The sequence below is a fragment of the Yersinia proxima genome (assembly GCF_902170785.1).
GTDB lineage: Bacteria > Pseudomonadota > Gammaproteobacteria > Enterobacterales > Enterobacteriaceae > Yersinia > Yersinia proxima.
Genome location: NZ_CABHYG010000011.1, coordinates 63,987 through 87,917, shown reverse-complemented (window position 1 = coordinate 87,917; position 23,931 = coordinate 63,987). Strand labels below are relative to the sequence as shown.

Sequence of the window (23,931 nt, the reverse complement as noted above, 5' to 3'; positions counted from 1 at the left end):
GCTGTAAGACCGGGGGGCTCTTACATCATCACCACATCAAATTGTTCTTGGTTATACAGTGGTTCAATCTGAACTTTCACTTGCTTACCAACGAAGATTTCCACTTCAGCCAGTGCATGAGATTCTTCACCTTTCAGTGCTTCCCCCACCGCTGGAGAAGCATAAACCAGGAAACGGTCAGAATCATAAGCATGGTGAACACGGACAATTTCGCGCAAGATCTCGTAGCACACGGTTTCTACCGATTTTACCGTGCCACGGCCACGGCAGGTTGGGCACTCATTGCATAATACATGCTCGATGCTCTCTCGCGTGCGCTTGCGAGTCATCTCTACTAAGCCTAGCTGAGAGAAACCGCTAATACTGGTTTTTACTCGATCTTTAGTCAGTGCTTGTTCCAGTGAATGCAGGACTCGCCGACGATGCTCTTCGTTACTCATATCAATGAAATCAATAATGATAATTCCACCCAGATTGCGCAGCCGTAACTGGCGCGCGATAGCTTGAGTGGCCTCAATATTGGTATTGAAAATAGTCTCATCAAGATTACGATGACCGACAAAAGCACCGGTATTGATATCCACGGTGGTCATGGCTTCGGTCTGGTCGATAATCAGGTAACCGCCTGATTTTAATTCAACTTTGCGTTCTAATGATCGCTGTATTTCATTCTCGACATCATAGAGGTCAAAAATGGGCTGCTTACCCGCATACAGCTCCAGTTTTTCGGTCATTTCTGGGATATATTCACTGGTAAATTCCACCAGCAAATCATAGGTCAATTTGGAGTCGACGCGGATTTTATCCAATGCTGCACCGGCAAAATCCCGCAGTACACGTTGTGCCAGCGCCATTTCACCGTATAGCTTATATTTAGTAATATTACGTTTTTTACGTTCCTGAACCTTTGTCCATAAACGCTTGAGGAAAGCGGCATCAGCGGCCAGTTCTTCTTCACCAATCCCTTCCGCGGCGGTACGGATAATAAAACCACCTTGCTCATCGCAATACTCTGCCACGGTTTTTTTCAGGCGCTCGCGCTCAGCTTCACTTTCAATACGCTGGGAAACACCAACATGGGCAGCACCTGGCATAAGCACCAGATAGCGGGAAGGTAGGGTAATATCGGTGGTCAAACGTGCGCCTTTGGTGCCAAGCGGATCTTTCACCACCTGTACCATGAGATCCTGCCCCTGACGAACCAGTTCAGCGATATCGCGCACATTGAAATTTTTCTGCTCATCCCCAGCCACGCATTCGGTGTGAGGCATGATATCGGAAGCATGAAGGAAAGCGGCCTTATCCAGACCTATATCAACAAAGGCCGCCTGCATCCCCGGTAAAACCCGGCTAACACGACCTTTGTAAATATTACCGACGATCCCTCTTTTAGCTTCTCGTTCGATGTGTATTTCTTGTAGGATGCCGCCATCAATATAGGCAACCCGCGTTTCAGACGGTGTAATATTGACCAGTAATTCAGCTGTCATGTATTCCTCTCACATTACGTAGCGCAATGAAATTACTTAGTAATTCATGGGTTTCAACTAACGGCAGCCCCACCACAGCATGGTAACTGCCGGTAATGGATCTGACGAAACAACCACCTTTCCCCTGAATACCGTAAGCGCCCGCTTTGTCCATGGGTTCACCGGTAGCAATATAGTCACTGATTTCCAACTGGGATAACACGCGAAATGTCACATCTGTCACAACCATGGCAGATAACATATTTTTCCGGTCAGCGAGAGACACCGCAGTGATCACTTGGTGCTGCTTTCCAGACAGTGCACTCAGGATTTGCTGTGCATGCACTTTATCCCGTGGTTTTTCTAATACTTGCCCATTTAACACCACAATGGTATCTGCACCGAGTACCGGCAAATCCTGTGGTGCGACACTCACCCCTGCTCGTGCTTTATCCTGCGCTAAACGCTGGACATATTGTTGTGCACTTTCCTCGGCTCTGCGCTGCTCTTCAACGTCTGTTTTCAGTACCTCGAAAGGGACATCAAGCAGAGTCAGTAATTCACGGCGGCGCGGAGAGCCAGAGGCGAGGTACAGGGCGGTCATGAGTCTTAAGTCCTTATTGCACCGAGAATTGACGGCGAATTTTACGCATTAACAAAAATAGCCACGGCCACAAGATACCGTTGACCACGCTACTCCAGAAGACTTCGGGGCGGAATGAGACATTGCTGACTAAAAACTCAGACCAAAACACCACGACATCCATCGTCAGCGACAGCAACATCACAATAAGCGCCTGCTGCCACAAAGCCATATTGCGAAATAGCTGAAACTTAAACGCGACCAGATAAGCAATAATACTCAGTGCCAGCGCTCGTACACCGAGAGTGGAACCCAAAATAAGGTCCATAATCAGCCCAAGAGTAAAGCCTGTCCCTACATTCACGCGGTGTGGCAATGCCATAACCCAATAGATTAGGACTAATGCTAGCCATGAGGGCCGGAACATATATATCTGTTCAGGCCACGGCATGATTTGCAGCACCATGGCAATCAGGAAGGATAACCAGATAACCCAACGGCCATTGCTGCTGTAACGGTTCATGGTGACACTCCCGGAGCAGTCACTGCTGTTGGGGCCGCTGCTGCTGGCGGTGCCGGAGGGCCCATGGCATCTGCGGCAGGCAATACTTGCGACATCATGGGAGCCAGGCGCTCATTTGCGACGCGACGAACTTCATCGGGTGGTAATGGAATATCCCCATTGCGATCCGCACCCCATAATAACAGCAGGTAACGTAAGCGCTGTAAATCAGCGGTTGGGCGCGCTTGAATCACAGTATAGGCTCGCTGGTTATCAACTTTAACGGAAGAAACCACCGCGACCGGATATCCCTCAGGGAAACGGCCGCCCAACCCGGACGTCACTAATACATCACCAACACGAATATCGGTATTGCTAGGCAAGTGCTCTAATAATAAGTCATCAGTGCAACCGCTACCGGCGGCAATCACCCGAATATCATTTCGTAAAACCTGAATAGGAAGCGCGTGAGAGGTGTCACAGATTAATAATACGCGGCTGGTGAGTTTACTGACCGCAACAACCTGGCCTACGACGCCGCGATCACTAATAACCGGTTGGCCTTCGTACACCCCATTGTTAGAACCTTTGTCGATAACCACTTGGTCACTATAGGGGTCTGTCCCACTGGACATCACCTGCGTCACCATTTTTTGTTCATCCTGACGCAGCGGAGAGCCGAGCAATTCACGTAAGCGATTATTTTCCTGCTTAAATTGCCCCAACAACTGCAGATCAGTATTTTTTAGCAATAGCTCCTGGCGCAACGCACGGTTTTCCAGCTCCAACTGTTGGTGGGTAGCCAGAGTTTCAGAAACGTTGTCGAGAACTTTGCGTGGCCCATTGGCCAAAAAATAGAAAGGGCTAACGGCGGTGTCCATATAGGTACGTATTTTAACAAATGTACCCAATCGGCTATCCGCTATAACCAAAACAATGGCTGCAAGAACGGCAAAGAACAACCGCAGTTGCAGGGATGGACCCCGGCTAAAAATCGGCTTCATAAATTTTGCGTATTCCTCGACGACAAAAAAAGAAGCACTTGACCTGATGCGTACAGAATACGGTTATCCGATCAAGTCCTCTTCTTTTGTTTTGGCTGACTATTCTTCGCTGAACAAATCGCCGCCATGCATGTCGATCATTTCCAACGCTTTACCACCGCCGCGCGCAACGCAGGTCAATGGATCTTCTGCTACCACAACCGGGATACCTGTTTCTTCCATCAGCAGGCGATCCAGGTTACGCAGCAATGCGCCGCCACCGGTCAACACCATACCGCGCTCAGAGATGTCAGATGCCAATTCTGGTGGGCACTGTTCCAGCGCAACCATGACTGCACTAACAATACCCGTCAGCGGCTCTTGCAGCGCTTCAAGGATCTCATTGGAGTTAAGAGTGAAGCCGCGTGGCACACCTTCTGCAAGGTTACGGCCGCGAACTTCAATTTCCAGAACTTCATCACCTGGGTATGCAGAACCAATGCTGTGCTTGATACGTTCAGCCGTTGCTTCACCAATCAGGGAACCGTAGTTACGGCGCACGTAATTAATGATGGCTTCATCAAAGCGGTCACCACCGATGCGCACTGAAGAAGAATAAACCACACCGTTCAGAGAGATAACGGCCACTTCTGTAGTACCGCCACCAATATCCACAACCATTGAGCCGGTTGCTTCAGAAACCGGTAAGCCTGCGCCAATTGCCGCAGCCATAGGTTCTTCAATCAAAAACACTTCACGGGCGCCTGCACCCTGAGCAGATTCACGGATCGCACGGCGCTCAACCTGAGTTGCCCCGACCGGTACGCACACCAATACACGCGGACTTGGGCGCATAAAGCTGTTGCTGTGAACTTGCTTAATAAAGTGTTGCAGCATTTTTTCAGTGACAAAGAAGTCGGCGATAACGCCATCTTTCATCGGACGAATTGCTGCGATATTGCCGGGGGTACGCCCAAGCATCTGTTTGGCATCATGGCCCACAGCCGCAACGCTCTTCGGGGAACCGGCACGATCCTGGCGAATAGCAACCACTGAAGGTTCATTCAGTACAATGCCTTGTCCTTTAACATATATAAGGGTATTGGCGGTACCCAAGTCGATGGACAAGTCGTTGGAAAACATGCCACGAAATTTCTTAAACATAACGAAAGGATAATCCTGCAAGCTGGGGGCGGAAAATAAAATCCGCCTACTTTACCAACCACACGAAGCAGCGACAAGGCGCAAAAACGTCCTGATTCGGTGAAAAAGTAGCTGCGTTATTGACATCTCGCTCCATCATGAACCCATGTCGTTTGAAAAGGTTGAATAAACCCTCGGTACAACACAGACTCTGCGCAACGACCGGCGTAACACAGCACATAAAATCTAACATTTAACCTGATTCTCGTCGGAAGTAAGCACCCACCAACGATTTACGGAAATGACTGGCACATTCTACGTTAATTTTTGCTCAACGATCAGGCTAAACATGGCTCTAATACGAATATTTTTTCTTTCCAGGGTTTAAAAGCGTTGGCGGAGCAAAAAAATTGCCCTGTCCACCGTAAACACCTTTCTCCTTCAGAGTTTGCCATTCTTGCCGGGTAAGAACTTCTGCTGCAAAAACTTTTGCATGCGTTCCAGCACAAGCACCGGTCAGGCTCTCGACAAACAACTGATTTTCATAACGCAAATTAATACTTCTAACTAATCCAGGATGAAGTTTAATCATTTCAACCCGAAGAGACTTAATATATGACGTACTGACCACCGTCAATCCGGCCTGCGACACCATGACCTTACAACCCACACCCAGCAATAAACGCATCATCGGGCGTATTTGGCTGATATATTGACACACATCTGCCTCTGCAAGTTCAAAGATAATTCGCTCTCTATCTGATTTTCTACATTGCAACAGCGTATCACGCAGCCAGCGCTGGAAAGGACGCTGCAATAATGAATCAACGCTGATAGAAAATGCCAGAGTTTCATTCGGCCATAAAGCTAATAAAGGAATTATCCGATCAATTTTTTGACGGTCATAGCGCTCACCCAGACCGAACAATTGCACCAGCGGTGTAAATTCGGCAGCGCGTAATTCTTGTTCGCCATCATATATGCGGCTTATTATTTCCCGGTGGTGGATTTTGCCGTCAACGGTAACAACCGGTTTCTGATAAAGCCGAGGGCCACCGTTAGCCAGCGTTTGTTCTAACAAAGTGCGCCATTTAACACTACCTCGCCCTTTTTCTGCTACGTGGGTATCATAGACATACCAGCCGTTACCCCCATACATCGCCGCATTTTTAGTCGCCTGCCCAGCATTATCCATTACCTGCTCTGCCGAATCGCCATTGCGGTACGCCACAATGCCAATATGCAACAGTGATTCGCGATCAATAACCTGTGAATCGGGTAATGCCCCAAGGGCATGCACCAATTGAGCGGCGATAACATCAGCATCTTTTAGTGTTTTATGGGGGAGTAATATCGCGATATCACTGTGATGATAACGTGCCAATAACGCAGAAGGATGCCGGGTAACAAAAGTCGAAAGCAGGTTAATCAGCGAATGCATCAGTTCTTGTACTTTCTGGTGATCATCCGTTTCAATTAAGCTGTCAAAATCTGGTAGCTGCACCATCATCACAACCCCGTGGGCACCAGGTTCTTCCAATTGAGTGGTTAATTGATTATCAAAAAACTGGCGGTTACTGAAACCGGTTTTGGCATCCTGTGCGGCAAAAGTACGAATCAATGTATCAACGCGATTACGTTCTTCTCTTACTTCTATCAACTCAGCCAATAGCTGGTCTATGGCACGGCTGGCACAAGGCGGCCATTCGTGGCCGTCACTATTCATGGCATATTCACGTTCACCATTTAGGATCCGTTTAGCCCGCCATTCAAGTTTTTCCTGGCCGGCGGTCTGTTCACGCAACCAACGGAAACTCAACAACAGTGTTATCGCAATAATCACCACCGCCAACGATAAAATGGCAGCGGCATAAAGGGAACGGGCATAGCTGTTTAAGGGGTCAATATAAGTGAAGTGCATAGAGGCCCCCGGTTGATGCAACATAGGAACAACCAGGCTACGGGGGCGGTTTTGACTGTTCCAGGGGGTATAAATGGCGGAAAGTTTTAGTTGGTACAAAATGCGGTCTTCATTTTGAACGCTAACTTCCAGCACCCCCAGAGTTCGCATCATTATAGGTAGCCATTCGCGTTCTTTATCAGCAGGTTGTAACAGCAATGACTGATCATAAGCTGTCACAATGCTCTGAAGCCGATGCTCCATTTTTTTCTGGCATAAATAAAAGAAACTAGCCGTGCTCCCCAGCAGCACTAAGCACATCGCCAATACGACCAACAAGGTCATAAATACAGAAAGTTTGGTTGTAAATCGCATCCTTTAACCTTGCGAAGCGCAATTCAATGAAAAAATGCCTCAGTTCCTTCGAGAAAAACACTATATGTCAGAATACCGACATAATACTGGTTTTTTACTTCATAATGCGACCAGAACACAATAACTCAGCCTTTTTCCCTGAACTTTGGTGAATCCTCTTTCAAGGATAGTCATGGGCGAAATCAACCACCTGATTTTTGTTCTTGATCAGGCTCAAAGGTTGATGTTGTCGCTATATTGGCTCACTCTTAAATCATTCTTTTTCTGTTTTTCTGGAGTGCCATATGCGAGCGCTTGTACTTGAGCAAACTGAAGGCCGTACTACTGCAGAAGTGCGTGAGATATCCCCTTCACAGTTGCCAGCCGGTAATGTCACGGTTGATGTCAATTGGTCTAGCCTGAATTATAAGGATGCACTGGCTATCACGGGTAAAGGAAAGATTATCCGTGAATTCCCGATGGTGCCAGGTATCGATTTTGCTGGCACCGTTCACAGTAGCGAAGATCCACGTTTTCATATCGGTCAGTCGGTTTTACTGACCGGTTGGGGCGTAGGGGAAAATCATTGGGGTGGTTTGGCAGAACAGGCTCGCGTCAATGGCGATTGGCTGGTTCCTATGCCTGAAGGGTTGGAACCGCGTAAGGCCATGATTATTGGCACTGCGGGATTTACCGCAATGCTGTGCGTCATGGCGCTAGAAGAAGGTGGCGTGACACCGGATAGCGGAGAAGTGGTGGTTACCGGAGCCAGCGGTGGTGTGGGCAGTACAGCAATTGCCTTACTTGCCGCACTGGGTTACAAAATTGCCGCTATTTCGGGCCGAGACAGCAACAGCGAATACCTGAAAAGCCTGGGGGCTCATCGGGTGCTATCGCGTAATGATTATCTTGATGCTTCACGTCCACTAGAGAAGCAATTATGGGCGGGTGCGATTGATACCGTTGGCGACAAGTTATTGGCTAAAGTGCTGGCACAGATGAATTACAACGGCACTGTCGCAGCTTGTGGTTTGGCTGGAGGCTATTCACTCCCGACGACCGTGATGCCATTTATTCTGCGCAATGTGCGGTTGCAAGGGGTAGATTCAGTGATGACACCGCAACATCGCCGCCTACAAGCCTGGCAACGATTACAGAAAATTTTACCTGAAAGTTTCTATCAGCAGGCTTCGCAAGCCATTACACTCGCTGATGCACCGACTATCGCTGCTCGCCTGTTGGCAAATGAAGTCACAGGTAGAACCCTGGTGAAAGTACGCTAATTTAGTACCTCGGGGGGATTATACCCCCCGACTTATCATTTCCATTGTAATGATTTTCAAATTTCCCTCCGCCTACTAGCACTTATCCCCATAAGCCGCCATGATTAATGTCAATAAGGTTGGTATGTCTACCCCTGTTTGACGGAGTCATTTTATGCGCAACTTTTTACCCCATTCTCTGCGTAATGCTGCCACGCCGCGCAAACTGACCGAAGCTGATGTAACACCAGAAAGTGTTTTCTATCAGCGCCGTAAGGTACTACAGGCATTGGGAGTCACTGCCGCTACACTGGCATTGCCCACATCGGCACAGGCTGATTTGCTGGCATGGTTTAAAGGAAACGACCGTCCCAAAGCCCCTTCTGGCAAGCCACTGGATTTCACCAAATCAACGGTTTACCACCCAGACTTGGCGCTAACGCCGGAAGATAAAGTCACCGGCTACAATAACTTCTATGAATTCGGTTTGGATAAGGCTGACCCTGCCGCCAATGCCGGAACACTGAAAACCGAGGATTGGCAGATAAAAATCGACGGTGACGTCGCCAAGCCCATGACACTTGATATTGATGACCTGATAAAACGCTTCCCGCTCGAGGAACGTATTTACCGCATGCGCTGTGTTGAAGCCTGGTCAATGGTTGTACCGTGGATTGGTTTTGAATTGGGGAAATTACTCAAGTTAGTTGAACCCACCAGCAATGCCCGCTATGTCGCATTTCAAACACTTTACGCACCGGATCAAATGCCGGGACAAGAAGATCGCTTTATCGGCGGCGGTCTGAAATACCCTTATGTCGAAGGATTACGGCTGGATGAGGCAATGCACCCACTGGCTTTTATGACCTTGGGTGTCTATGGCAAAACCTTGCCACCACAAAATGGCGCGCCACTACGCCTCATCACCCCCTGGAAATACGGTTTTAAAGGAATAAAATCCATCGTTCATATTCATCTGACTCATGAGCAACCTCCGACGACCTGGAATCTGAGTGCGCCTAACGAATATGGTTTTTATGCCAATGTGAACCCACATGTCGACCACCCGCGCTGGTCGCAAGCAACCGAACGCTTTATTGGCTCCGGCGGAATTCTTGATGTTCAGCGCCAACCGACATTACTGTTTAACGGCTATGCCGATCAGGTAGCTTCACTCTATCGTGGCCTGGATCTACGGAAAAACTTCTAATGCGACTGACTTTACGACAAATCAAGTGGATCAAGGTGGCTATCTGGCTGGCCGCCGCACTGCCGTTTATATGGCTGATTTTATCGGTAGATCAAGGTTGGTTCAGTGCTGATCCCGCCAAAGACATTCAACACTTTACCGGACGCATGACACTGAAATTATTATTAGCGACACTGTTGGTCACGCCGCTGGCGCGCTATGGTAAGCAACCACTGCTGATCCGCTGTCGTCGATTATTGGGTTTATGGTGTTTTGCCTGGGGAACCTTGCACTTGGTGAGCTACTCGGTATTGGAACTTGGGCTGAGCAATATCGGACTGCTGGGACGTGAACTGGTGACCCGCCCTTATCTTACGTTGGGCATAATCAGTTGGTTGTTGTTACTGTCACTGGCCGTGACATCCACCTTATGGGCGCAACGAAAAATGGGAGCTAACTGGCAAAAATTGCATAATTTGGTGTATGTTGTCGCCATTCTTGCACCGATTCATTATCTTTGGTCGCTGAAAACCCTATCGCCACTTCCCATTATTTACGCAGTGACGGCAGCAATATTATTGGCGTTACGTTATAAAAAATTTCGGCAATGGTGCCGCTAACAGTCTGAACTTATCGTGGTTATCCCCATCATAAATAATGTTGAACGCACAGTTCGCTATTTTTTCTATTGAATATCTTCGCTGATAAGACCAGTATTTAGCTGCTAATTGCTACGATATCATTATAATGCCCGACCTTAGTACCGATCGCAGTGTCAAATTCATCGTAAAAAGGTGACAAATCGGTGACATCAGGTTATTTTTTACGATGATGTACTAATTGCCGGAGATACCAGCACAATGTCGGATAAGTTTCACATTTTGCTTCTGAATGGCCCTAACTTGAATCTGCTTGGAACCCGTGAACCGGAAAAGTACGGTTACACGACTTTGGCTGAGATTGTCAGTCAATTAGAGACTCAAGCTCAGGGAATGGATGTGGTGCTATCCCACTTGCAGTCAAATGCAGAGCATGTGCTGATCGATAGAATTCACCAGGCGCGGGGTAATACCGACTTTATCCTGATCAACCCGGCAGCGTTTACACACACCAGTGTTGCACTGCGCGATGCGCTGTTAGGTGTGCAGATCCCGTTTATCGAGATTCATTTGTCTAACGTGCATGCCCGGGAGCCTTTCCGTCATCATTCATATCTCTCTGATATCGCGGTTGGCGTAATCTGTGGACTTGGCGCAGATGGCTACAACTTTGCTTTACAGGCAGCGGTAAATCGCTTGTCAAAATCCAACTAATTGCAACACACAAAGAGTACGGAATCACACTCATGGATATTCGTAAGATTAAGAAACTGATCGAACTGGTTGAAGAGTCCGGCATTTCAGAGCTGGAAATCTCAGAAGGCGAAGAGTCAGTACGTATCAGTCGTGCTCCCGCCGCACCAAACTACCCAATGATGCAACAGCCATATGCTTTTGCTGCACCACAGCAACAACCAGCGTTGGCTGCCGCCGTTGCTCCAGCACCAGCTGAAGCCGCAGCACCAGCAGCCATCAGTGGCCATATCGTGCGCTCCCCAATGGTCGGTACGTTCTACCGCACCCCGAGCCCGGATGCTAAATCCTTCATTGAAGTAGGTCAGAAAGTTTCTGTTGGTGATACTCTTTGCATCGTTGAAGCGATGAAAATGATGAACCAAATCGAAGCAGATAAATCCGGTACTGTAAAAGCCATTCTGGTTGAAAACGGTCAACCGGTTGAATTCGACGAGCCTCTTGTCGTCATCGAGTAACGAGGCGTTCCATGCTTGATAAAATCGTAATCGCTAACCGCGGTGAGATTGCGCTACGTATCCTGCGAGCTTGTAAAGAGCTGGGGATCAAAACTGTTGCAGTTCACTCTGTTGCGGATCGTGATCTTAAACACGTGTTATTGGCTGACGAGACTGTCTGTATCGGTCCCGCACCTTCTGTTAAAAGCTATCTGAACATTCCAGCAATCATTTCTGCTGCTGAGATCACCGGCGCGGTGGCTATTCACCCCGGCTATGGTTTCCTGTCTGAAAATGCTGATTTTGCCGAACAGGTAGAACGTTCAGGTTTCATCTTCATCGGCCCACGCGCCGAAACCATTCGCCTGATGGGTGACAAGGTTTCGGCGATAAATGCCATGAAGAAAGCCGGTGTACCTTGTGTGCCTGGCTCTGATGGCCCACTGGACGACGACACTGCCAAGAACAAAGCCTTTGCCAAACGAATCGGTTATCCGGTCATTATCAAGGCATCAGGTGGTGGTGGTGGTCGTGGTATGCGTGTGGTGCGTCACGACAAAGATCTTGAGCAATCCATTAACATGACCCGTGCGGAAGCCAAAGCGGCTTTCAATAACGACATTGTTTACATGGAAAAATACCTGGAAAACCCACGCCATATCGAAATTCAGATTTTGGCGGACGGTCAAGGTAATGCTATCTATCTGGCTGAGCGTGACTGTTCTATGCAGCGCCGCCATCAGAAAGTGGTTGAAGAAGCACCAGCACCAGGCATCACCAGCGAAATGCGCCGTCATATCGGTGAGCGCTGTGCGAAAGCCTGTGTGGAAATCGGCTATCGTGGCGCAGGGACTTTCGAGTTCTTGTATGAAAACGGCGAGTTCTATTTCATCGAAATGAACACCCGTATTCAGGTTGAACATCCGGTTACCGAAATGATTACCGGTGTTGATTTGATCAAAGAACAGCTACGTATTGCTGCGGGCCAACCTCTCTCCATCAAACAAGATGAAGTGAAAGTTCATGGTCACGCAGTAGAATGTCGTATCAACGCCGAAGACCCGAATACCTTCCTGCCGAGTCCGGGTAAAATTACCCGCTTCCATGCGCCGGGTGGTTTTGGTGTGCGTTGGGAGTCTCATATTTATGCCGGTTATACTGTGCCGCCATATTATGACTCCATGATCGGCAAGCTGATCACTTACGGTGAAAACCGTGATGTTGCTATCGCCCGCATGAAAAATGCGCTGGCAGAACTCATTATCGATGGCATCAAGACCAACGTTGAGTTACAGCAACGCATCATGAACGACGAAAACTTCCAGCACGGTGGCGCCAATATCCACTATCTGGAGAAAAAACTCGGGTTGCAAGAAACCTAATATTTCGCCTTTCATGTGTTTTACCTTTTATATCAGGGCCGGTTAATCATCGGCCTTTTTCTTTGTTTGATTTTCTTTTGATTGATATAGCTGGTGTATTGCATAGCAGTAACTAACAACGCTGTAGCGCTAAAGAGTAATTACCCAAAGTAATTGGTGCTACAGCTAGGCAGCAAACGAGCTTATCCCGATGAGCTTACATAAGTAAGTGATTCGAGTGAGCGAGAGTAGCTAACAACGCTGTTGTGCCAAGTACGAAGGGTATTGGAGAGAATATGGACACAAGGTTCCTACAAGCCAATAAAGAAGCGCGCTGGGCCTTTGGCTTAACGTTGGCTTATCTGGCTGGGTGGATAATAACGGCGTATTTACCGGGCAACATTGCTGGGATAAGCGGTCTACCGGCCTGGTTTGAAGCCGCCTGTATTGCACTGCCACTGCTGTTTATTGTGCTGTGCTGGTTAATGGTACGCATCATATTTCGTGATATTCCATTGGAGGACGACAATGCAAACTGATGTCATCCTGCCATTAGTGGGCTATCTGGTCATGGTATTTGGCTTATCCGTTTATGCTTATACCCGCCGCAAAACCGGAAATTTCCTTAATGAATACTTCATCGGCAACCGCTCGATGGGGGGATTCGTACTGGCAATGACCCTGACCGCCACTTATATCAGTGCCAGCTCATTTATCGGCGGGCCGGGTGCTGCTTATAAATATGGCCTTGGCTGGGTACTGTTGGCCATGATTCAATTGCCAGCGGTGTGGTTGTCACTGGGCGTATTGGGCAAGAAATTCGCCATTCTGGCGCGCCGTTATAATGCTGTAACCCTCAACGACATGTTGTATGCCCGCTACCAGAGCCGCTTATTGGTATGGCTTGCCAGCCTCAGCTTACTGGTAGCATTTGTCGGCGCCATGACAGTGCAATTTATCGGCGGCGCTCGCTTACTGGAAACAGCAGCGGGTATCCCTTATGACACGGGTTTACTAATTTTCGGTATCAGCATCGCGCTATATACCTCTTTTGGTGGTTTTCGCGCCAGTGTACTCAACGACGCCATGCAAGGGCTGGTGATGTTGGTCGGCACTATTTTGCTGTTGGTGGCGGTTATCCATGCCGCAGGTGGGCTACATAAAGCCGTCGAAACCCTACAGCATATTGATCCCGCACTGGTTTCTCCGCAGGGTGGCGATCAGATCCTCGATCTGCCGTTTATGGCATCATTCTGGATCCTGGTGTGCTTCGGGGTTATTGGCCTACCACATACCGCCGTACGCTGTATTTCGTACCGTGATAGTAAAGCGGTGCATCGCGGCATTATCCTCGGCACCATTGTGGTGGCAATCTTGATGTTTGGTATGCATTTAGCTGGTGCATTAGGCCGGGCGGTGTTGCCGGATCTGAAGATCCCGGATCAAGTGATCCCGACACTGATGATAACCGTGCTGCCCCCCTTTGCTGCCGGGATCTTTTTGGCGGCACCGATGGCGGCGATTATGTCGACCATCAATGCCCAGTTGCTACAATCCTCTGCCACCATCGTGAAAGATTTATACCTCAATCTGTGGCCGGAGGAGCTGAAGAATGAGCGTAAACTGACACGTATATCCAGCATGTCGACACTGATACTCGGGCTATTACTGCTGCTTGCCGCCTGGCGTCCACCAGAAATGATTATCTGGCTGAATCTATTAGCCTTTGGTGGCCTGGAAGCCGTATTCCTCTGGCCACTGGTGTTAGGATTGTACTGGGAGCGCGCCAATGCTCACGGTGCCCTTAGCTCAATGATCGTCGGTGCGATATGCTATACAGTTCTGGCCAGTTTCGACATTAAGATTGCTGGTTTGCATCCGATAGTGCCCTCTCTGGTGCTTAACCTGCTGGCGTTTTATATCGGTAATCAGTTTGGCGATAGGGCGCGAGCGCGGCAGCCCGTGGTAGTTAGCGCTGATTAGAAACGATTAATTTATATCGGCTCGATTTTATACCCAATAGATTTCAAGATGCAGGAAGGCGGCAAGCGAGGGCATCCCGATGAGCTTACACAAGTAAGTGATTCGGGTGAATACGCGCAGCCAACACCCCTGCGACTTGAAAGATGAAGGGGATTGAACTTTTGAGAGAAAAGCTATGCCTTGGATCCAACTAAAATTAAACACCACCGGCAATCAGGCCGAATCCCTTGGGGACGCGCTCATCGAAAGTGGCGCAGTATCCGTAACTTTCCAGGATACCCACGATAACCCTGTATTTGAACCGCTGCCCGGTGAAACCCGCCTGTGGGGCGATACCGATGTCATCGGTCTGTATGATGCAGAAACCGATATGGCAGAAGTGATTGCCATGCTGGAATATCACCCGCAGATCGGTAAAGGTTTCATCCATAAAATTGAACAGTTGGAAGATAAAGATTGGGAACGCGAATGGATGGATAACTTCCATCCGATGCGTTTTGGCGAACGTCTGTGGATCTGCCCGAGCTGGCGCGATGTGCCCGACCCTACTGCCGTTAACGTGATGCTTGACCCCGGTTTGGCTTTTGGCACCGGCACCCACCCGACGACCGCACTGTGTCTGCAATGGCTTGATGGCCTCAGTCTGGAAGGGAAAACAGTTATCGACTTCGGTTGTGGCTCTGGCATTCTGGCGATTGCCGCGCTAAAACTCGGTGCAGCGCGCGCTATTGGCATTGATATCGATCCGCAGGCCATTCAGGCCAGTCGTGATAACGCGCAACGTAATGGCGTTTCAGAACGTCTGGAGCTGTATCTCGCCAAAGATCAGCCAGCCGATTTATCTGCTGACGTGGTGGTCGCCAATATTCTGGCTGGCCCATTACGCGAACTTGCGCCGTTGATTAGTGTCTTGCCGGTGGCAGGTGGCCATCTTGGCTTGTCAGGTGTGTTGGCTACGCAAGCGGCGGGTGTCGCACAGGCTTACGAGGATAAATTCACTCTCGACCCAGTGGCAGAGAAAGAAGAGTGGTGCCGCATCACCGGCATCAAGAAGTAATACCGCCAGCAAATTATTGGCGTTGCAGCTTACATTCAGTATTGTGATGCCAATGCTGTGACGCCAAATTAGCTGTGACGCCAAATTCGAAGAATAGCGCTAGCATTTCTCTGCACCAGGCCGCAATCCATCGGGCATTATTTTTAACTGAAATGAGATGCCGGACTCATTTACATCTACTCTTTATCATTGATTTGATGAATAAATCAGCACTTTCGACCATAGTTATGCTGCGTCAGCAGTCGATAATCATGTTGTTTAGTATAAAATCCTAAAGCGCACAAATTAACCACACCAAGATAACCAATTGTTATATATAAATAAATTATTAATCGACCAAGATTATCCTATAACTTATCGCTCTTTTTTCATCAATTGGTCAAAGTTTGGCCTTTCATCTGAGCGCAAAAATGCGTAATATACGCGCCCTTACGGACACAGTGTGGTCATTCTTTGTCTATGCGTATTGGACACATCCAGCTTACAAATTGCCTGATTGCCGCCCCGATGGCTGGTATAACAGACCGCCCCTTCAGAGCGCTATGTCACGGCATGGGGGCTGGGATGACTGTATCTGAAATGCTCTCCTCTAACCCAGAGGTATGGCGGACGGATAAGTCGCGTTTGCGCATGGTTCATAGCGATGAGCCAGGAATTCGTACCGTGCAGATTGCCGGTAACGACCCGGATGAGATGGCAGCAGCCGCCAAAATCAATGTGGCGAATGGTGCACAAATCATCGACATCAATATGGGATGTCCGGCCAAGAAAGTGAACCGCAAACTGGCAGGATCTGCATTATTGCAACATCCTGATCTGGTCAAACAGATCCTCTCCGCAGTGGTTAATGCGGTAGATGTGCCGGTAACGTTGAAGATCCGGACTGGTTGGTCTGCCGAACACCGTAACTGTATAGAAATTGCCCAACTGGCTGAAAATTGTGGTATACAGGCCCTGACGATTCATGGCCGAACCCGTTCTTGCCTGTTTAATGGCGAGGCGGAATACGACAGTATTCGATCAGTTAAGCAGATTGTTTCCATTCCCGTTATCGCGAATGGCGACATCACTGACCCGCATAAAGCCAGAGCGGTGCTCGACTACACTGGGGCTGATGCCCTGATGATAGGACGTGCCGCTCAGGGAAGACCTTGGATCTTCCGGGAAATCCAGCATTACCTGGACACTGGGGAGCTGCTGCCACCGATGCCACTTGGCGAAGTACAGCGCTTGTTGGACGGGCATATACGGGAATTGCACGACTTTTATGGTCCAGGCAAGGGATTTCGTATTGCACGTAAGCACGTCTCTTGGTATCTCCAGGAGCACGCCCCTAACGACCAGTTTCGGCGCACATTCAACGCCATTGAGGATGCCAGCGAACAGCTGGAGGCGTTGGAGGCATATTTCGAAAATCTTGCGTAAACAGAAAAAAGAGCTGACAGAACTATGTTCGAACAACGCGTAAATTCTGACGTACTGACCGTTGCAACCGTAAACTCACAAGATCAGGTGACTCAAAAGCCTTTGCGTGACTCGGTTAAACAAGCACTGAAGAACTATTTTGCTCAACTGAATGGTCAGGATGTAAGTGACCTGTATGAGTTGGTACTGGCTGAAGTTGAACAGCCATTGTTGGACATGGTGATGCAATACACCCGTGGCAACCAAACCCGCGCTGCCCTGATGATGGGCATCAACCGTGGCACGCTGCGTAAGAAATTGAAAAAATACGGCATGAACTGATACTAGTCAGTTAACTTGTTGTTTAAAAAGGCGTACTCCACACGGAGCGCGCCTTTTTTATTATTTAGAAAACTTCAACCCGATTACGCCCGTGCTGTTTCGCTCGATATAGCGCTTCATCAGCCCGTTTCAACGCATCCTCTGGCATTCCTTCGCCATTCCAGAACGCCACACCCAATGAAATCGTGATAGGTCGGACGTCTGCTATCATCATCATTTCTACATTATGCCGTAGCCGCCTGGCGACCTGTGTGGCAACCTCAGGCACAGTGCCGGGTAACAACATCAGAAACTCTTCACCACCACTGCGACACAGGATATCGCTGTCACGTGAACTTTCGCGAATTTGTATCGCCAATTGTTTGATAACTTCATCACCGACGTCATGACCATAAGAGTCATTAATCGCTTTAAAGTGATCAATATCCAATGCAATAACAGAAAAATGCTGCCCGAGCTGCGCGATAGGCTCAAGTGTTGTCGCCAGTCCACGTCGGTTATACAGGCCGGTCATGGGATCGGTTTGGGCCTCAAACCTTAACTTACCGATTTTCTTTTGCAACAGACTGATGCCTATCAGCAATGCCCGTTTGAGCTGAGTCGCTTCGAAATACCAAGAAGGGATCTCTTTAATGCTGCTGGCAATATCTGGCTTATCCATATCATTAGCACTACCTGCCAGTAACCACAGCGGACGAGCGATTAAGCGGGATAATAACCAAACCCCCAACAAGGTCAGTAATGCCAGTGGCGCTATGTGACCCAAGCCTTTAAGCATCAACCCTTCCAGAGGTTTCAAAGTGGATGACTCTGGCCGCAGAGTAATAATTTCCCATCCTGACGGCTCCACAACAGCGTAACCCGCCAGCATCGACTCACCATTGGTGCTAGTCACCATCAAACTACCATTGTCAGCTTTTTTGACAGCCTCGGTAATCGGCTTCGGCTCCAGTATCTCACCAATACGTTTAACATCCCGGTGATACAGAATGCGCCGATCGCGGTCGAGCACCACAATGTAAGAACCATCGCGATAATAATGCTCACCCAATAATTCATTTAAAATACTTTGCTTACGCAGATAAATCGTCCCGCCTATATAGCCACGATAGCGTCCATCTGGCGTGATAATAGGTGACGATATATTGATAACCAGATTATTGGCTGCTGACACATAGGGTTTACTAATAAGCGGACGCCGGACTTTTAGCGCTTCCGCCGATCCTGGCGAGGTCAAAGTATGGCCCAAGAGTTGCAAGCTATCTGGCGATGTAGCACGGATAATGCCGTGCGCATCCGTTATCACTACCGAATTAAAACTGTCTGTTTGGTATTTGAGCCGTGCGGTTTCTGCTTGCAGAACGGCCTGATCGTCAAAATGCTTAGCGGCGATCATGCTGCTGTAATGAAGCTGCTTTTGCGCACTTCGCACAAAAATTTCAGCACTTGACGCCAGCTTAGTGGCATAAACACGGTTAGCTTCCAGAGTGTTATCAATCAATAGCTGCCGTTGAACCCGATAACTGGCATAGAAGCTATTTGCCAGTGTCACAAAGGCACTCATCACAGCCAGAATAAGGATTAAGCGACCTAAGTCGAGGCGGAAAATCTTGGTTGAAATCATCGAGCGTAACAAGACAACATTCCTGAAGAGGTTAATCGGCGATATTGGGTATTGACGTTAACATGAAAAGTAAGCGGGAACTCACCTATGTGAGCATCTGCTCATTATTTATCTCCTCAAATGCACCGTTATCACGCTATAGTCATTATTAACAGTTATCTATACCCTAAATAATTCGAGTTGCAAGAAGGCGGCCAACGCACATGCAGTTTGAAGTATGACGGGTGTATGGCTTTGGTGATTGTTAGCTAACGTCTGACTTGTACTGATAATTAGGGGTTCATGATGAATAAACTGGTCATTGTTGTCGCACTTGCGGCTACCGTATTAAGTGGATGTGCCAACAACCGAACGGCGTCTGGTGATACTTTCACTGCTTCTCAGGCACGACAAGTACAGACTGTGACTTATGGCACGGTGGTCTCAGCGCGGCCAGTCACCATTCAAGGTGGTGATAAGAATAATGTCGCTGGTGCCATTGGTGGGGCCGTAGTGGGTGGCTTCCTGGGTAATACTATCGGCGGTGGCCGTGGTAATAGCCTGGCGACAGCGGGCGGTGTCGTTGCTGGCGGTATGGCGGGTCAGGGCGTACAAAGCGCAATGAACCGCAGTGAAGGTGTCCAACTGGAAATCCGTCGTGATGATGGCAGCAGTATAGTTGTCGTACAGGCGCAGGGGCCAACCCGCTTCAGCGCAGGTCAACGCGTCATCATTGCCAGTGATCGCAGCGGCACCGTGACCGTTTCTCCTCGTTAAATTCAAATGCCGGGGGGATTCTCCTCGGCATTTATTCCATATCCAAAAAAAATTAATAGTGCTTATTTATCGGCCTAACAAGCTGTTTAATAAAATAAAATCAACGATAAAACATAAGTTTTTAGATGAAAAAACCATTGATATTGATTATGACAGTCAAATATTAGGTTGCCACGAGTAATGTGTTGTGGTTAAATAGCGTCATCGGTTTGGAACACAGACCTTATGAAAGCAGTTTTAGTAAAGCAGTCCTCAGTTCAAGCGTTATCCATAGATATCCCTTCTCCGTGAGTCTCCTCCTAAGTGCCCAATAAGTTATCCTCTGAAAGACAGACCACGTTCGCCGCTGTATTGTGGCAAAAAAATAATTGAAGGAAGTATCTCTATGTCTAATAAAATGACTGGTTTAGTAAAATGGTTTGACGCTGGTAAAGGTTTTGGTTTCATCACTCCTGCTGACGGCAGCAAAGATGTGTTCGTTCACTTCTCTGCTATCCAGAGCAATGATTTCAAAACCCTGGATGAAGGTCAAAAAGTTGAGTTCTCTATCGAGAACGGCGCTAAAGGTCCATCAGCGGTAAATGTAGTCGCCCTGTAATTCAGTGTGATTAGGGGAGCAGGCTGCCAATAGCGATGACGGCCAGACCCGAGCAGTGCACCCGCTCCCCAAGTAAATTAAGTAACAGTAAGCAGTACCCGGTTGACAGTAACATTTATGCAAGCAGTTTTAGTAAAGCAGTTCCCCGTATTAGCGTTATCAGACAGATACCTCTTCTCCGCGAAATTCCTTCTAAGTGCCCCATAAGTTGTGCCCAAGCCTATTCGCTCGCCTATGGCGGCAATCAAAAATAATTGAAGGAAGTATCTCTATGTCTAATAAAATGACTGGTTTAGTAAAATGGTTTAACGCTGATAAAGGTTTTGGTTTCATCACTCCTGCTGATGGCAGCAAAGATGTGTTTGTTCACTTCTCTGCTATCCAGAGCAATGATTTCAAAACCCTGGATGAAGGTCAAAAAGTTGAGTTCTCTATCGAGAACGGCGCTAAAGGCCCATCAGCGGTAAATGTTATTGCTCTGTAAGAGTCAATAATGATACCCAAGTCATTGAGCCACGGCGTTAATGATGCAGGTATATCGGAATGACTTACGATAGCGATGAAGGTGATAGCCCTGAGCAGTTAAATCATTCTGAGTGAAGAAACCCGCCTTTGTGCGGGTTTTTGGTTACTGCTCATATGAGCTCGCCCATAATCATATAAATTTATTCGCAGGCAAACACGGCATGTTCGATGAACAATGTTTATATATCATTTCTTAACCGGCGTTCAGGTAACATTAAACAACATATCTGCCATTGATCTTATTATTTCATTTTCCATGGCTATGATATAATTCGCCGAAAGCTAGCCTCGCTTATCGATAGCCCCTCTTTTGTGACCATTCACTACGCGACCCCGCTTTTAATGTAAATAATTCGTCAATTATCGTGTTTGTGAAAACGATAGTCGACCTACGGTGTCTGAAGATATGTACCGCTATCGAATTATATCCTTATGCGCTACAAGCTCGCACTTAACGTATAACGATAGAGTTCCTTATGATAAAACCGCAGAAATTTCATATTTCCCTGCTCCACCCACGCTATTGGCTGACTTGGTTCGGTCTCGGCGTACTGTTTCTGTTAGTCCAACTGCCCTACCCATTGATAAACAAATTGGGGGTTTGGCTTGGCCGTACCTCAATGCGTTTTCTCAAACGGCGGGTTTCCATCGCCCGACGTAACCTCGAACTTTGCTTCCCTGATATGGACAAAGCCACCCTCGAACGGACTATTGTGGGTAATTTCGAATCCCTAGGTATGGGGTTGCTGGAAACCGGTATGGCGTGGTTTTGGCCCGATGCGCGCGTCAAACGTTGGTTTACTGTTTCCGGTTTGAATAACCTGAAAAAAGCGCAGGAAGGCAATCGCGGTGTCTTAGTCATTGGTGTACATTTTATGTCGCTGGAACTGGGTGGCCGAGTGATGGGCCAATGTCAGCCAATGATGGCAATGTACCGCCCACACAATAATAAAGTGATGGAACTGGTACAGACCTGGGGCCGTATGCGCTCCAATAAGGCGATGTTAGACCGCAAAGATCTACGAGGTATGGTGCAGGCACTGAAGAAAGGTGAAGCCGTTTGGTTTGCACCAGATCAGGACTACGGCCCACGTGGTAGTGTTTTCGCGCCCCTGTTTGCGGTAAATCAGGCTGCGACCACCAGCGGCACCTTTATGTTAGCGCGTCTGGCAAAACCAGCATTACTGCCATTGGTGCTGCTGCGTAAAACGGATGGCAGCGGTTATGACCTGCTTATCCAACCGGCATTGGAAGATTATCCAATAGACGATGAATTAGCCGCCGCCCGTTACATGAATAAAGTGATCGAAAAAGAAATCATGCGTGCACCTGAGCAATATCTTTGGTTGCATCGCCGTTTCAAAACCCGCCCAGCGGGTGAAGCATCACTCTATTAAGTTATAGTGTAACCAGGAAAACCCGGTCTCTACCGGGTTTTTTATTATCTGAACCCCACTCAATATGACGAAATTATGGCTGCCGCCCCTCCGGTGCTGCATCATCTATCTGTGTCGCAACTTCACTTGCTGCAATAGCACTACGCCCCGGCAATGTTTTACAACCCGCTCCAACTATTGGAGGTGCCGTCGTGGGATAGACCTCTTTTGGGAATATATAAACTGGCGTGGTAGCAACAAAACCGTCACTGAAAGTGGCTTCAACAAAAGTCGCCTGCCAGCCCGTAGCCGGTGTGGTCAGTGCAATATCCAGGGTATTAGCCGGTGTGATTGCTAGTGGGAATTCGCTGTAGCGCACATCACAAGCATAGCGAAAATCACGTGCATCTGTGTTAGCAGCGGTCCATAGCAGCACTTTATCCGGTGTTTCAGACAGGCTCACCGTCAATGTTTGTACCTTGTCTTTTATGGTAATACTGGCATTCACTTGCGGCATTGGCATAGATTGACGTAGCCGATTAACAAAGGAAATTAATGACTGTTCGCTGAAAGCCTTAATTCCCGAGTGACTAGAATTTGGTGCAACCCGCAGTGCTTTATCACCGGGTAATTTGTCGTAATAAAAATCTGTATTATCAGGCACGTAAAAATCATCACCACTGGCATTGATAATATATTTCGGAATACTAAGTCGTGATTGATATTCAGTCCCCATATACTGGAGGGGATCAATAATCTGCATCAATTTGGCAAAACCGGCCGTATCCAGTTTCTTATCAACTTCGTCCAGATAGTAAGGGGTGAATGCGATGGGCCAGTTGCCACCATAAGATTGATACATGTGCTCCAATGCAGCGCGAGTATCCAGTATATCAATGACAAACGGTGCGATGGCCGCAACGCGCGAGTCCGCAATCGCCGTCAGCCAGGTTGTCCAGCCACGTTTTGATAAGCCTGTAACAATGAAACTGTCTAATGTTTTCTCCGGCAGGGCTTGTTGGGCCATCGTCATAGCCTGGGAAATCGCCGCCGCCATCGGAACCTGCAAAGGCAATGTTGAGCGAGACTCCGGCGCATCCATAAATAAAGTCCAGCTACGGGCAACACTATAATCCTCTTTGCGTGGCTCACTATCCTGCTGATATTCAAGATATTGATTGGGAATATTGCTCACTGCTATCACCACGGCATTGGTTTGGCGCGCAATATTTTGTAATGACTCAATGGAAAAATCAGTCGGCCCGGAAACAGGAACCGTATCGGTAGGATGGTTAGTACCATTATTAATCACCACCAGTCCTTGCGTCGAAGTGCTCTCACTCGGGATAAAGACCTCAACTTCATGCTGCCAGGCGGCAGGAGTTACCAATCCCTCTGGTGACCAATGTTGAGAAGTCAGTTGGTAGCGACGCCATTCTAGCCCCGGTAAGTTTTCTTGACTCAGCAAATGGTAAATAAGCGGTTCTGTCGCCAATTTATCTTTGTAACAGGACAAAACCTGAGAGAAATCCGTATTGCTACATTTTGTCGATTCAACATCTGTTTGTGCCAGGCCGCGGGTCGTGAGCAGCCATGGCAACACACATATCAAGGCCGTTAAGTAACGAAGCATAATCCCTATCCTTTTATCTGGTTTAGGTAAAACTTTCCCAAAGGGATTAGATAACGGATTGAGAATTCAAAAAATCCGAAACTCACCTGTATCGACGG

Annotated in this window: 23 protein-coding genes; 15 read left to right on the top strand and 8 right to left on the bottom strand. The window is 48.1% G+C overall.

Annotation, left to right across the window (positions count from 1 at the left end; translation table 11 throughout):
- Positions 1 to 20 precede the first annotated feature (20 nt).
- The 6 genes from rng to csrD all read right to left on the bottom strand — a co-directional run bounded on the left by rng (position 21) and on the right by csrD (position 6,955).
- Positions 21 to 1,490, bottom strand: coding sequence for a ribonuclease G (gene rng, locus FTB31_RS09260; protein WP_005174333.1), 1,470 nt, complete (start codon positions 1,488 to 1,490; stop codon positions 21 to 23).
- Positions 1,480 to 2,073 (bottom strand): Maf family protein, encoded by a 594-nt coding sequence (locus tag FTB31_RS09255; RefSeq protein WP_050078220.1) that lies wholly within the window; start codon positions 2,071 to 2,073, stop codon positions 1,480 to 1,482. The genes rng and FTB31_RS09255 overlap by 11 nt, the downstream gene beginning before the upstream one ends.
- A 13-nt stretch (positions 2,074 to 2,086) precedes the next feature.
- A complete protein-coding gene (gene mreD / locus FTB31_RS09250) occupies positions 2,087 to 2,575 on the bottom strand; it encodes a rod shape-determining protein MreD (protein WP_005163138.1) in 489 nt (162 codons plus the stop codon).
- A complete protein-coding gene (mreC, locus tag FTB31_RS09245) occupies positions 2,572 to 3,558 on the bottom strand; it encodes a rod shape-determining protein MreC (protein WP_050078219.1) in 987 nt (328 codons plus the stop codon). The genes mreD and mreC overlap by 4 nt, the downstream gene beginning before the upstream one ends.
- A 99-nt stretch (positions 3,559 to 3,657) precedes the next feature.
- Positions 3,658 to 4,701, bottom strand: coding sequence for a rod shape-determining protein MreB (gene mreB, locus FTB31_RS09240; RefSeq protein WP_002228205.1), 1,044 nt, complete (start codon positions 4,699 to 4,701; stop codon positions 3,658 to 3,660).
- 334 nt (positions 4,702 to 5,035) lie between these two features.
- Positions 5,036 to 6,955 carry an RNase E specificity factor CsrD gene (csrD, locus tag FTB31_RS09235; protein WP_050078218.1) on the bottom strand — a complete coding sequence of 640 codons (1,920 nt, stop codon included), beginning with the start codon at positions 6,953 to 6,955 and terminating at the stop codon, positions 5,036 to 5,038.
- A 284-nt stretch (positions 6,956 to 7,239) separates the two neighbouring features.
- On the opposite strand from csrD, the gene acuI reads away from it, so the two are divergent.
- The 11 genes from acuI (at position 7,240) to fis (ending at position 17,321) form a co-directional block, all read left to right on the top strand.
- On the top strand, positions 7,240 to 8,217 hold the full coding sequence (gene acuI, locus FTB31_RS09230; RefSeq protein WP_077175484.1) for an acrylyl-CoA reductase (NADPH): 978 nt from the start codon (positions 7,240 to 7,242) through the stop codon (positions 8,215 to 8,217).
- 154 nt (positions 8,218 to 8,371) lie between these two features.
- Positions 8,372 to 9,406 carry a protein-methionine-sulfoxide reductase catalytic subunit MsrP gene (gene msrP, locus FTB31_RS09225; RefSeq protein WP_077175485.1) on the top strand — a complete coding sequence of 345 codons (1,035 nt, stop codon included), beginning with the start codon at positions 8,372 to 8,374 and terminating at the stop codon, positions 9,404 to 9,406.
- Positions 9,406 to 10,005 (top strand): protein-methionine-sulfoxide reductase heme-binding subunit MsrQ, encoded by a 600-nt coding sequence (msrQ, locus tag FTB31_RS09220; RefSeq protein ID WP_077175486.1) that lies wholly within the window; start codon positions 9,406 to 9,408, stop codon positions 10,003 to 10,005. The genes msrP and msrQ overlap by 1 nt, the downstream gene beginning before the upstream one ends.
- 240 nt (positions 10,006 to 10,245) lie before the next feature.
- Positions 10,246 to 10,698 (top strand): type II 3-dehydroquinate dehydratase, encoded by a 453-nt coding sequence (gene aroQ / locus FTB31_RS09215; RefSeq protein ID WP_050078213.1) that lies wholly within the window; start codon positions 10,246 to 10,248, stop codon positions 10,696 to 10,698.
- Between the two features lie 32 nt (positions 10,699 to 10,730).
- The gene (gene accB, locus FTB31_RS09210) at positions 10,731 to 11,195 is read left to right on the top strand and encodes an acetyl-CoA carboxylase biotin carboxyl carrier protein (protein WP_004392389.1); all 465 of its coding nucleotides are present in this window, start codon (positions 10,731 to 10,733) and stop codon (positions 11,193 to 11,195) included.
- A gap of 11 nt (positions 11,196 to 11,206) precedes the next feature.
- Entirely contained in the window at positions 11,207 to 12,556 is a 1,350-nt protein-coding gene (gene accC, locus FTB31_RS09205) for an acetyl-CoA carboxylase biotin carboxylase subunit (protein ID WP_050078211.1), read from the top strand.
- Positions 12,557 to 12,831: 275 nt separating this feature from the next.
- Positions 12,832 to 13,074, top strand: coding sequence for a YhdT family protein (locus FTB31_RS09200; protein WP_019080086.1), 243 nt, complete (start codon positions 12,832 to 12,834; stop codon positions 13,072 to 13,074).
- Complete coding sequence (gene panF / locus FTB31_RS09195; protein WP_050078210.1) at positions 13,064 to 14,518, top strand: sodium/pantothenate symporter; 1,455 nt, start codon at positions 13,064 to 13,066, stop codon at positions 14,516 to 14,518. Before FTB31_RS09200 ends, panF begins: the two co-directional genes overlap by 11 nt.
- 175 nt (positions 14,519 to 14,693) lie before the next feature.
- Positions 14,694 to 15,575 carry a 50S ribosomal protein L11 methyltransferase gene (gene prmA / locus FTB31_RS09190; RefSeq protein ID WP_050078209.1) on the top strand — a complete coding sequence of 294 codons (882 nt, stop codon included), beginning with the start codon at positions 14,694 to 14,696 and terminating at the stop codon, positions 15,573 to 15,575.
- A gap of 459 nt (positions 15,576 to 16,034) precedes the next feature.
- A complete protein-coding gene (dusB, locus tag FTB31_RS09185; RefSeq protein ID WP_050078208.1) occupies positions 16,035 to 17,000 on the top strand; it encodes a tRNA dihydrouridine synthase DusB in 966 nt (321 codons plus the stop codon).
- 24 nt (positions 17,001 to 17,024) lie between these two features.
- Positions 17,025 to 17,321, top strand: a complete 297-nt coding sequence (fis, locus tag FTB31_RS09180) for a DNA-binding transcriptional regulator Fis (RefSeq protein ID WP_002210061.1) — start codon at positions 17,025 to 17,027, stop codon at positions 17,319 to 17,321.
- Positions 17,322 to 17,385: 64 nt separating this feature from the next.
- Here the strand turns inward: fis and FTB31_RS09175 are convergent, their stop codons facing one another.
- Entirely contained in the window at positions 17,386 to 18,945 is a 1,560-nt protein-coding gene (locus FTB31_RS09175) for a sensor domain-containing diguanylate cyclase (RefSeq protein ID WP_227720307.1), read from the bottom strand.
- A gap of 285 nt (positions 18,946 to 19,230) precedes the next feature.
- Here FTB31_RS09175 and FTB31_RS09170 point away from each other — a divergent pair, with 285 nt between their 5' ends.
- The 4 genes from FTB31_RS09170 (at position 19,231) to lpxP (ending at position 22,221) form a co-directional block, all read left to right on the top strand.
- On the top strand, positions 19,231 to 19,701 hold the full coding sequence (locus FTB31_RS09170) for an outer membrane lipoprotein (RefSeq protein WP_019080091.1): 471 nt from the start codon (positions 19,231 to 19,233) through the stop codon (positions 19,699 to 19,701).
- A 385-nt stretch (positions 19,702 to 20,086) separates the two neighbouring features.
- Positions 20,087 to 20,299: a transcription antiterminator/RNA stability regulator CspE gene (gene cspE / locus FTB31_RS09165; RefSeq protein WP_005163090.1), complete on the top strand. Its 213-nt coding sequence runs from the start codon at positions 20,087 to 20,089 to the stop codon at positions 20,297 to 20,299.
- Between the two features lie 271 nt (positions 20,300 to 20,570).
- Positions 20,571 to 20,783 carry a cold shock protein CspG gene (gene cspG, locus FTB31_RS09160; protein ID WP_005163087.1) on the top strand — a complete coding sequence of 71 codons (213 nt, stop codon included), beginning with the start codon at positions 20,571 to 20,573 and terminating at the stop codon, positions 20,781 to 20,783.
- Between the two features lie 517 nt (positions 20,784 to 21,300).
- Positions 21,301 to 22,221, top strand: a complete 921-nt coding sequence (gene lpxP, locus FTB31_RS09155) for a kdo(2)-lipid IV(A) palmitoleoyltransferase (RefSeq protein WP_077175488.1) — start codon at positions 21,301 to 21,303, stop codon at positions 22,219 to 22,221.
- 73 nt (positions 22,222 to 22,294) lie between these two features.
- On the opposite strand, the gene FTB31_RS09150 is transcribed toward lpxP, so the two are convergent.
- Positions 22,295 to 23,833 (bottom strand): PhoPQ-activated pathogenicity-related family protein, encoded by a 1,539-nt coding sequence (locus FTB31_RS09150; RefSeq protein WP_077295430.1) that lies wholly within the window; start codon positions 23,831 to 23,833, stop codon positions 22,295 to 22,297.
- Positions 23,834 to 23,931: the final 98 nt, after the last annotated feature.

Bases quoted from the DNA above. Each gene is read 5' to 3' on its own strand.
- msrQ (WP_077175486.1), top strand. From the start codon at position 9,406: ATGCGACTGACTTTACGACAAATCAAGTGGATCAAGGTGGCTATCTGG.
- FTB31_RS09200 (WP_019080086.1), top strand. From the start codon at position 12,832: ATGGACACAAGGTTCCTACAAGCCAATAAAGAAGCGCGCTGGGCCTTT.
- acuI (WP_077175484.1), top strand. From the start codon at position 7,240: ATGCGAGCGCTTGTACTTGAGCAAACTGAAGGCCGTACTACTGCAGAA.
- FTB31_RS09150 (WP_077295430.1), bottom strand. From the start codon at position 23,833: ATGCTTCGTTACTTAACGGCCTTGATATGTGTGTTGCCATGGCTGCTC.
- lpxP (WP_077175488.1), top strand. From the start codon at position 21,301: ATGATAAAACCGCAGAAATTTCATATTTCCCTGCTCCACCCACGCTAT.
- cspE (WP_005163090.1), top strand. From the start codon at position 20,087: ATGTCTAATAAAATGACTGGTTTAGTAAAATGGTTTGACGCTGGTAAA.
- panF (WP_050078210.1), top strand. From the start codon at position 13,064: ATGCAAACTGATGTCATCCTGCCATTAGTGGGCTATCTGGTCATGGTA.
- csrD (WP_050078218.1), bottom strand. From the start codon at position 6,955: ATGCGATTTACAACCAAACTTTCTGTATTTATGACCTTGTTGGTCGTA.
- accB (WP_004392389.1), top strand. From the start codon at position 10,731: ATGGATATTCGTAAGATTAAGAAACTGATCGAACTGGTTGAAGAGTCC.
- FTB31_RS09175 (WP_227720307.1), bottom strand. From the start codon at position 18,945: ATGATTTCAACCAAGATTTTCCGCCTCGACTTAGGTCGCTTAATCCTT.
- FTB31_RS09170 (WP_019080091.1), top strand. From the start codon at position 19,231: ATGAATAAACTGGTCATTGTTGTCGCACTTGCGGCTACCGTATTAAGT.
- mreB (WP_002228205.1), bottom strand. From the start codon at position 4,701: ATGTTTAAGAAATTTCGTGGCATGTTTTCCAACGACTTGTCCATCGAC.
- mreC (WP_050078219.1), bottom strand. From the start codon at position 3,558: ATGAAGCCGATTTTTAGCCGGGGTCCATCCCTGCAACTGCGGTTGTTC.
- dusB (WP_050078208.1), top strand. From the start codon at position 16,035: ATGCGTATTGGACACATCCAGCTTACAAATTGCCTGATTGCCGCCCCG.
- aroQ (WP_050078213.1), top strand. From the start codon at position 10,246: ATGTCGGATAAGTTTCACATTTTGCTTCTGAATGGCCCTAACTTGAAT.
- FTB31_RS09255 (WP_050078220.1), bottom strand. From the start codon at position 2,073: ATGACCGCCCTGTACCTCGCCTCTGGCTCTCCGCGCCGCCGTGAATTA.
- accC (WP_050078211.1), top strand. From the start codon at position 11,207: ATGCTTGATAAAATCGTAATCGCTAACCGCGGTGAGATTGCGCTACGT.
- mreD (WP_005163138.1), bottom strand. From the start codon at position 2,575: ATGAACCGTTACAGCAGCAATGGCCGTTGGGTTATCTGGTTATCCTTC.
- prmA (WP_050078209.1), top strand. From the start codon at position 14,694: ATGCCTTGGATCCAACTAAAATTAAACACCACCGGCAATCAGGCCGAA.
- cspG (WP_005163087.1), top strand. From the start codon at position 20,571: ATGTCTAATAAAATGACTGGTTTAGTAAAATGGTTTAACGCTGATAAA.
- rng (WP_005174333.1), bottom strand. From the start codon at position 1,490: ATGACAGCTGAATTACTGGTCAATATTACACCGTCTGAAACGCGGGTT.
- fis (WP_002210061.1), top strand. From the start codon at position 17,025: ATGTTCGAACAACGCGTAAATTCTGACGTACTGACCGTTGCAACCGTA.
- msrP (WP_077175485.1), top strand. From the start codon at position 8,372: ATGCGCAACTTTTTACCCCATTCTCTGCGTAATGCTGCCACGCCGCGC.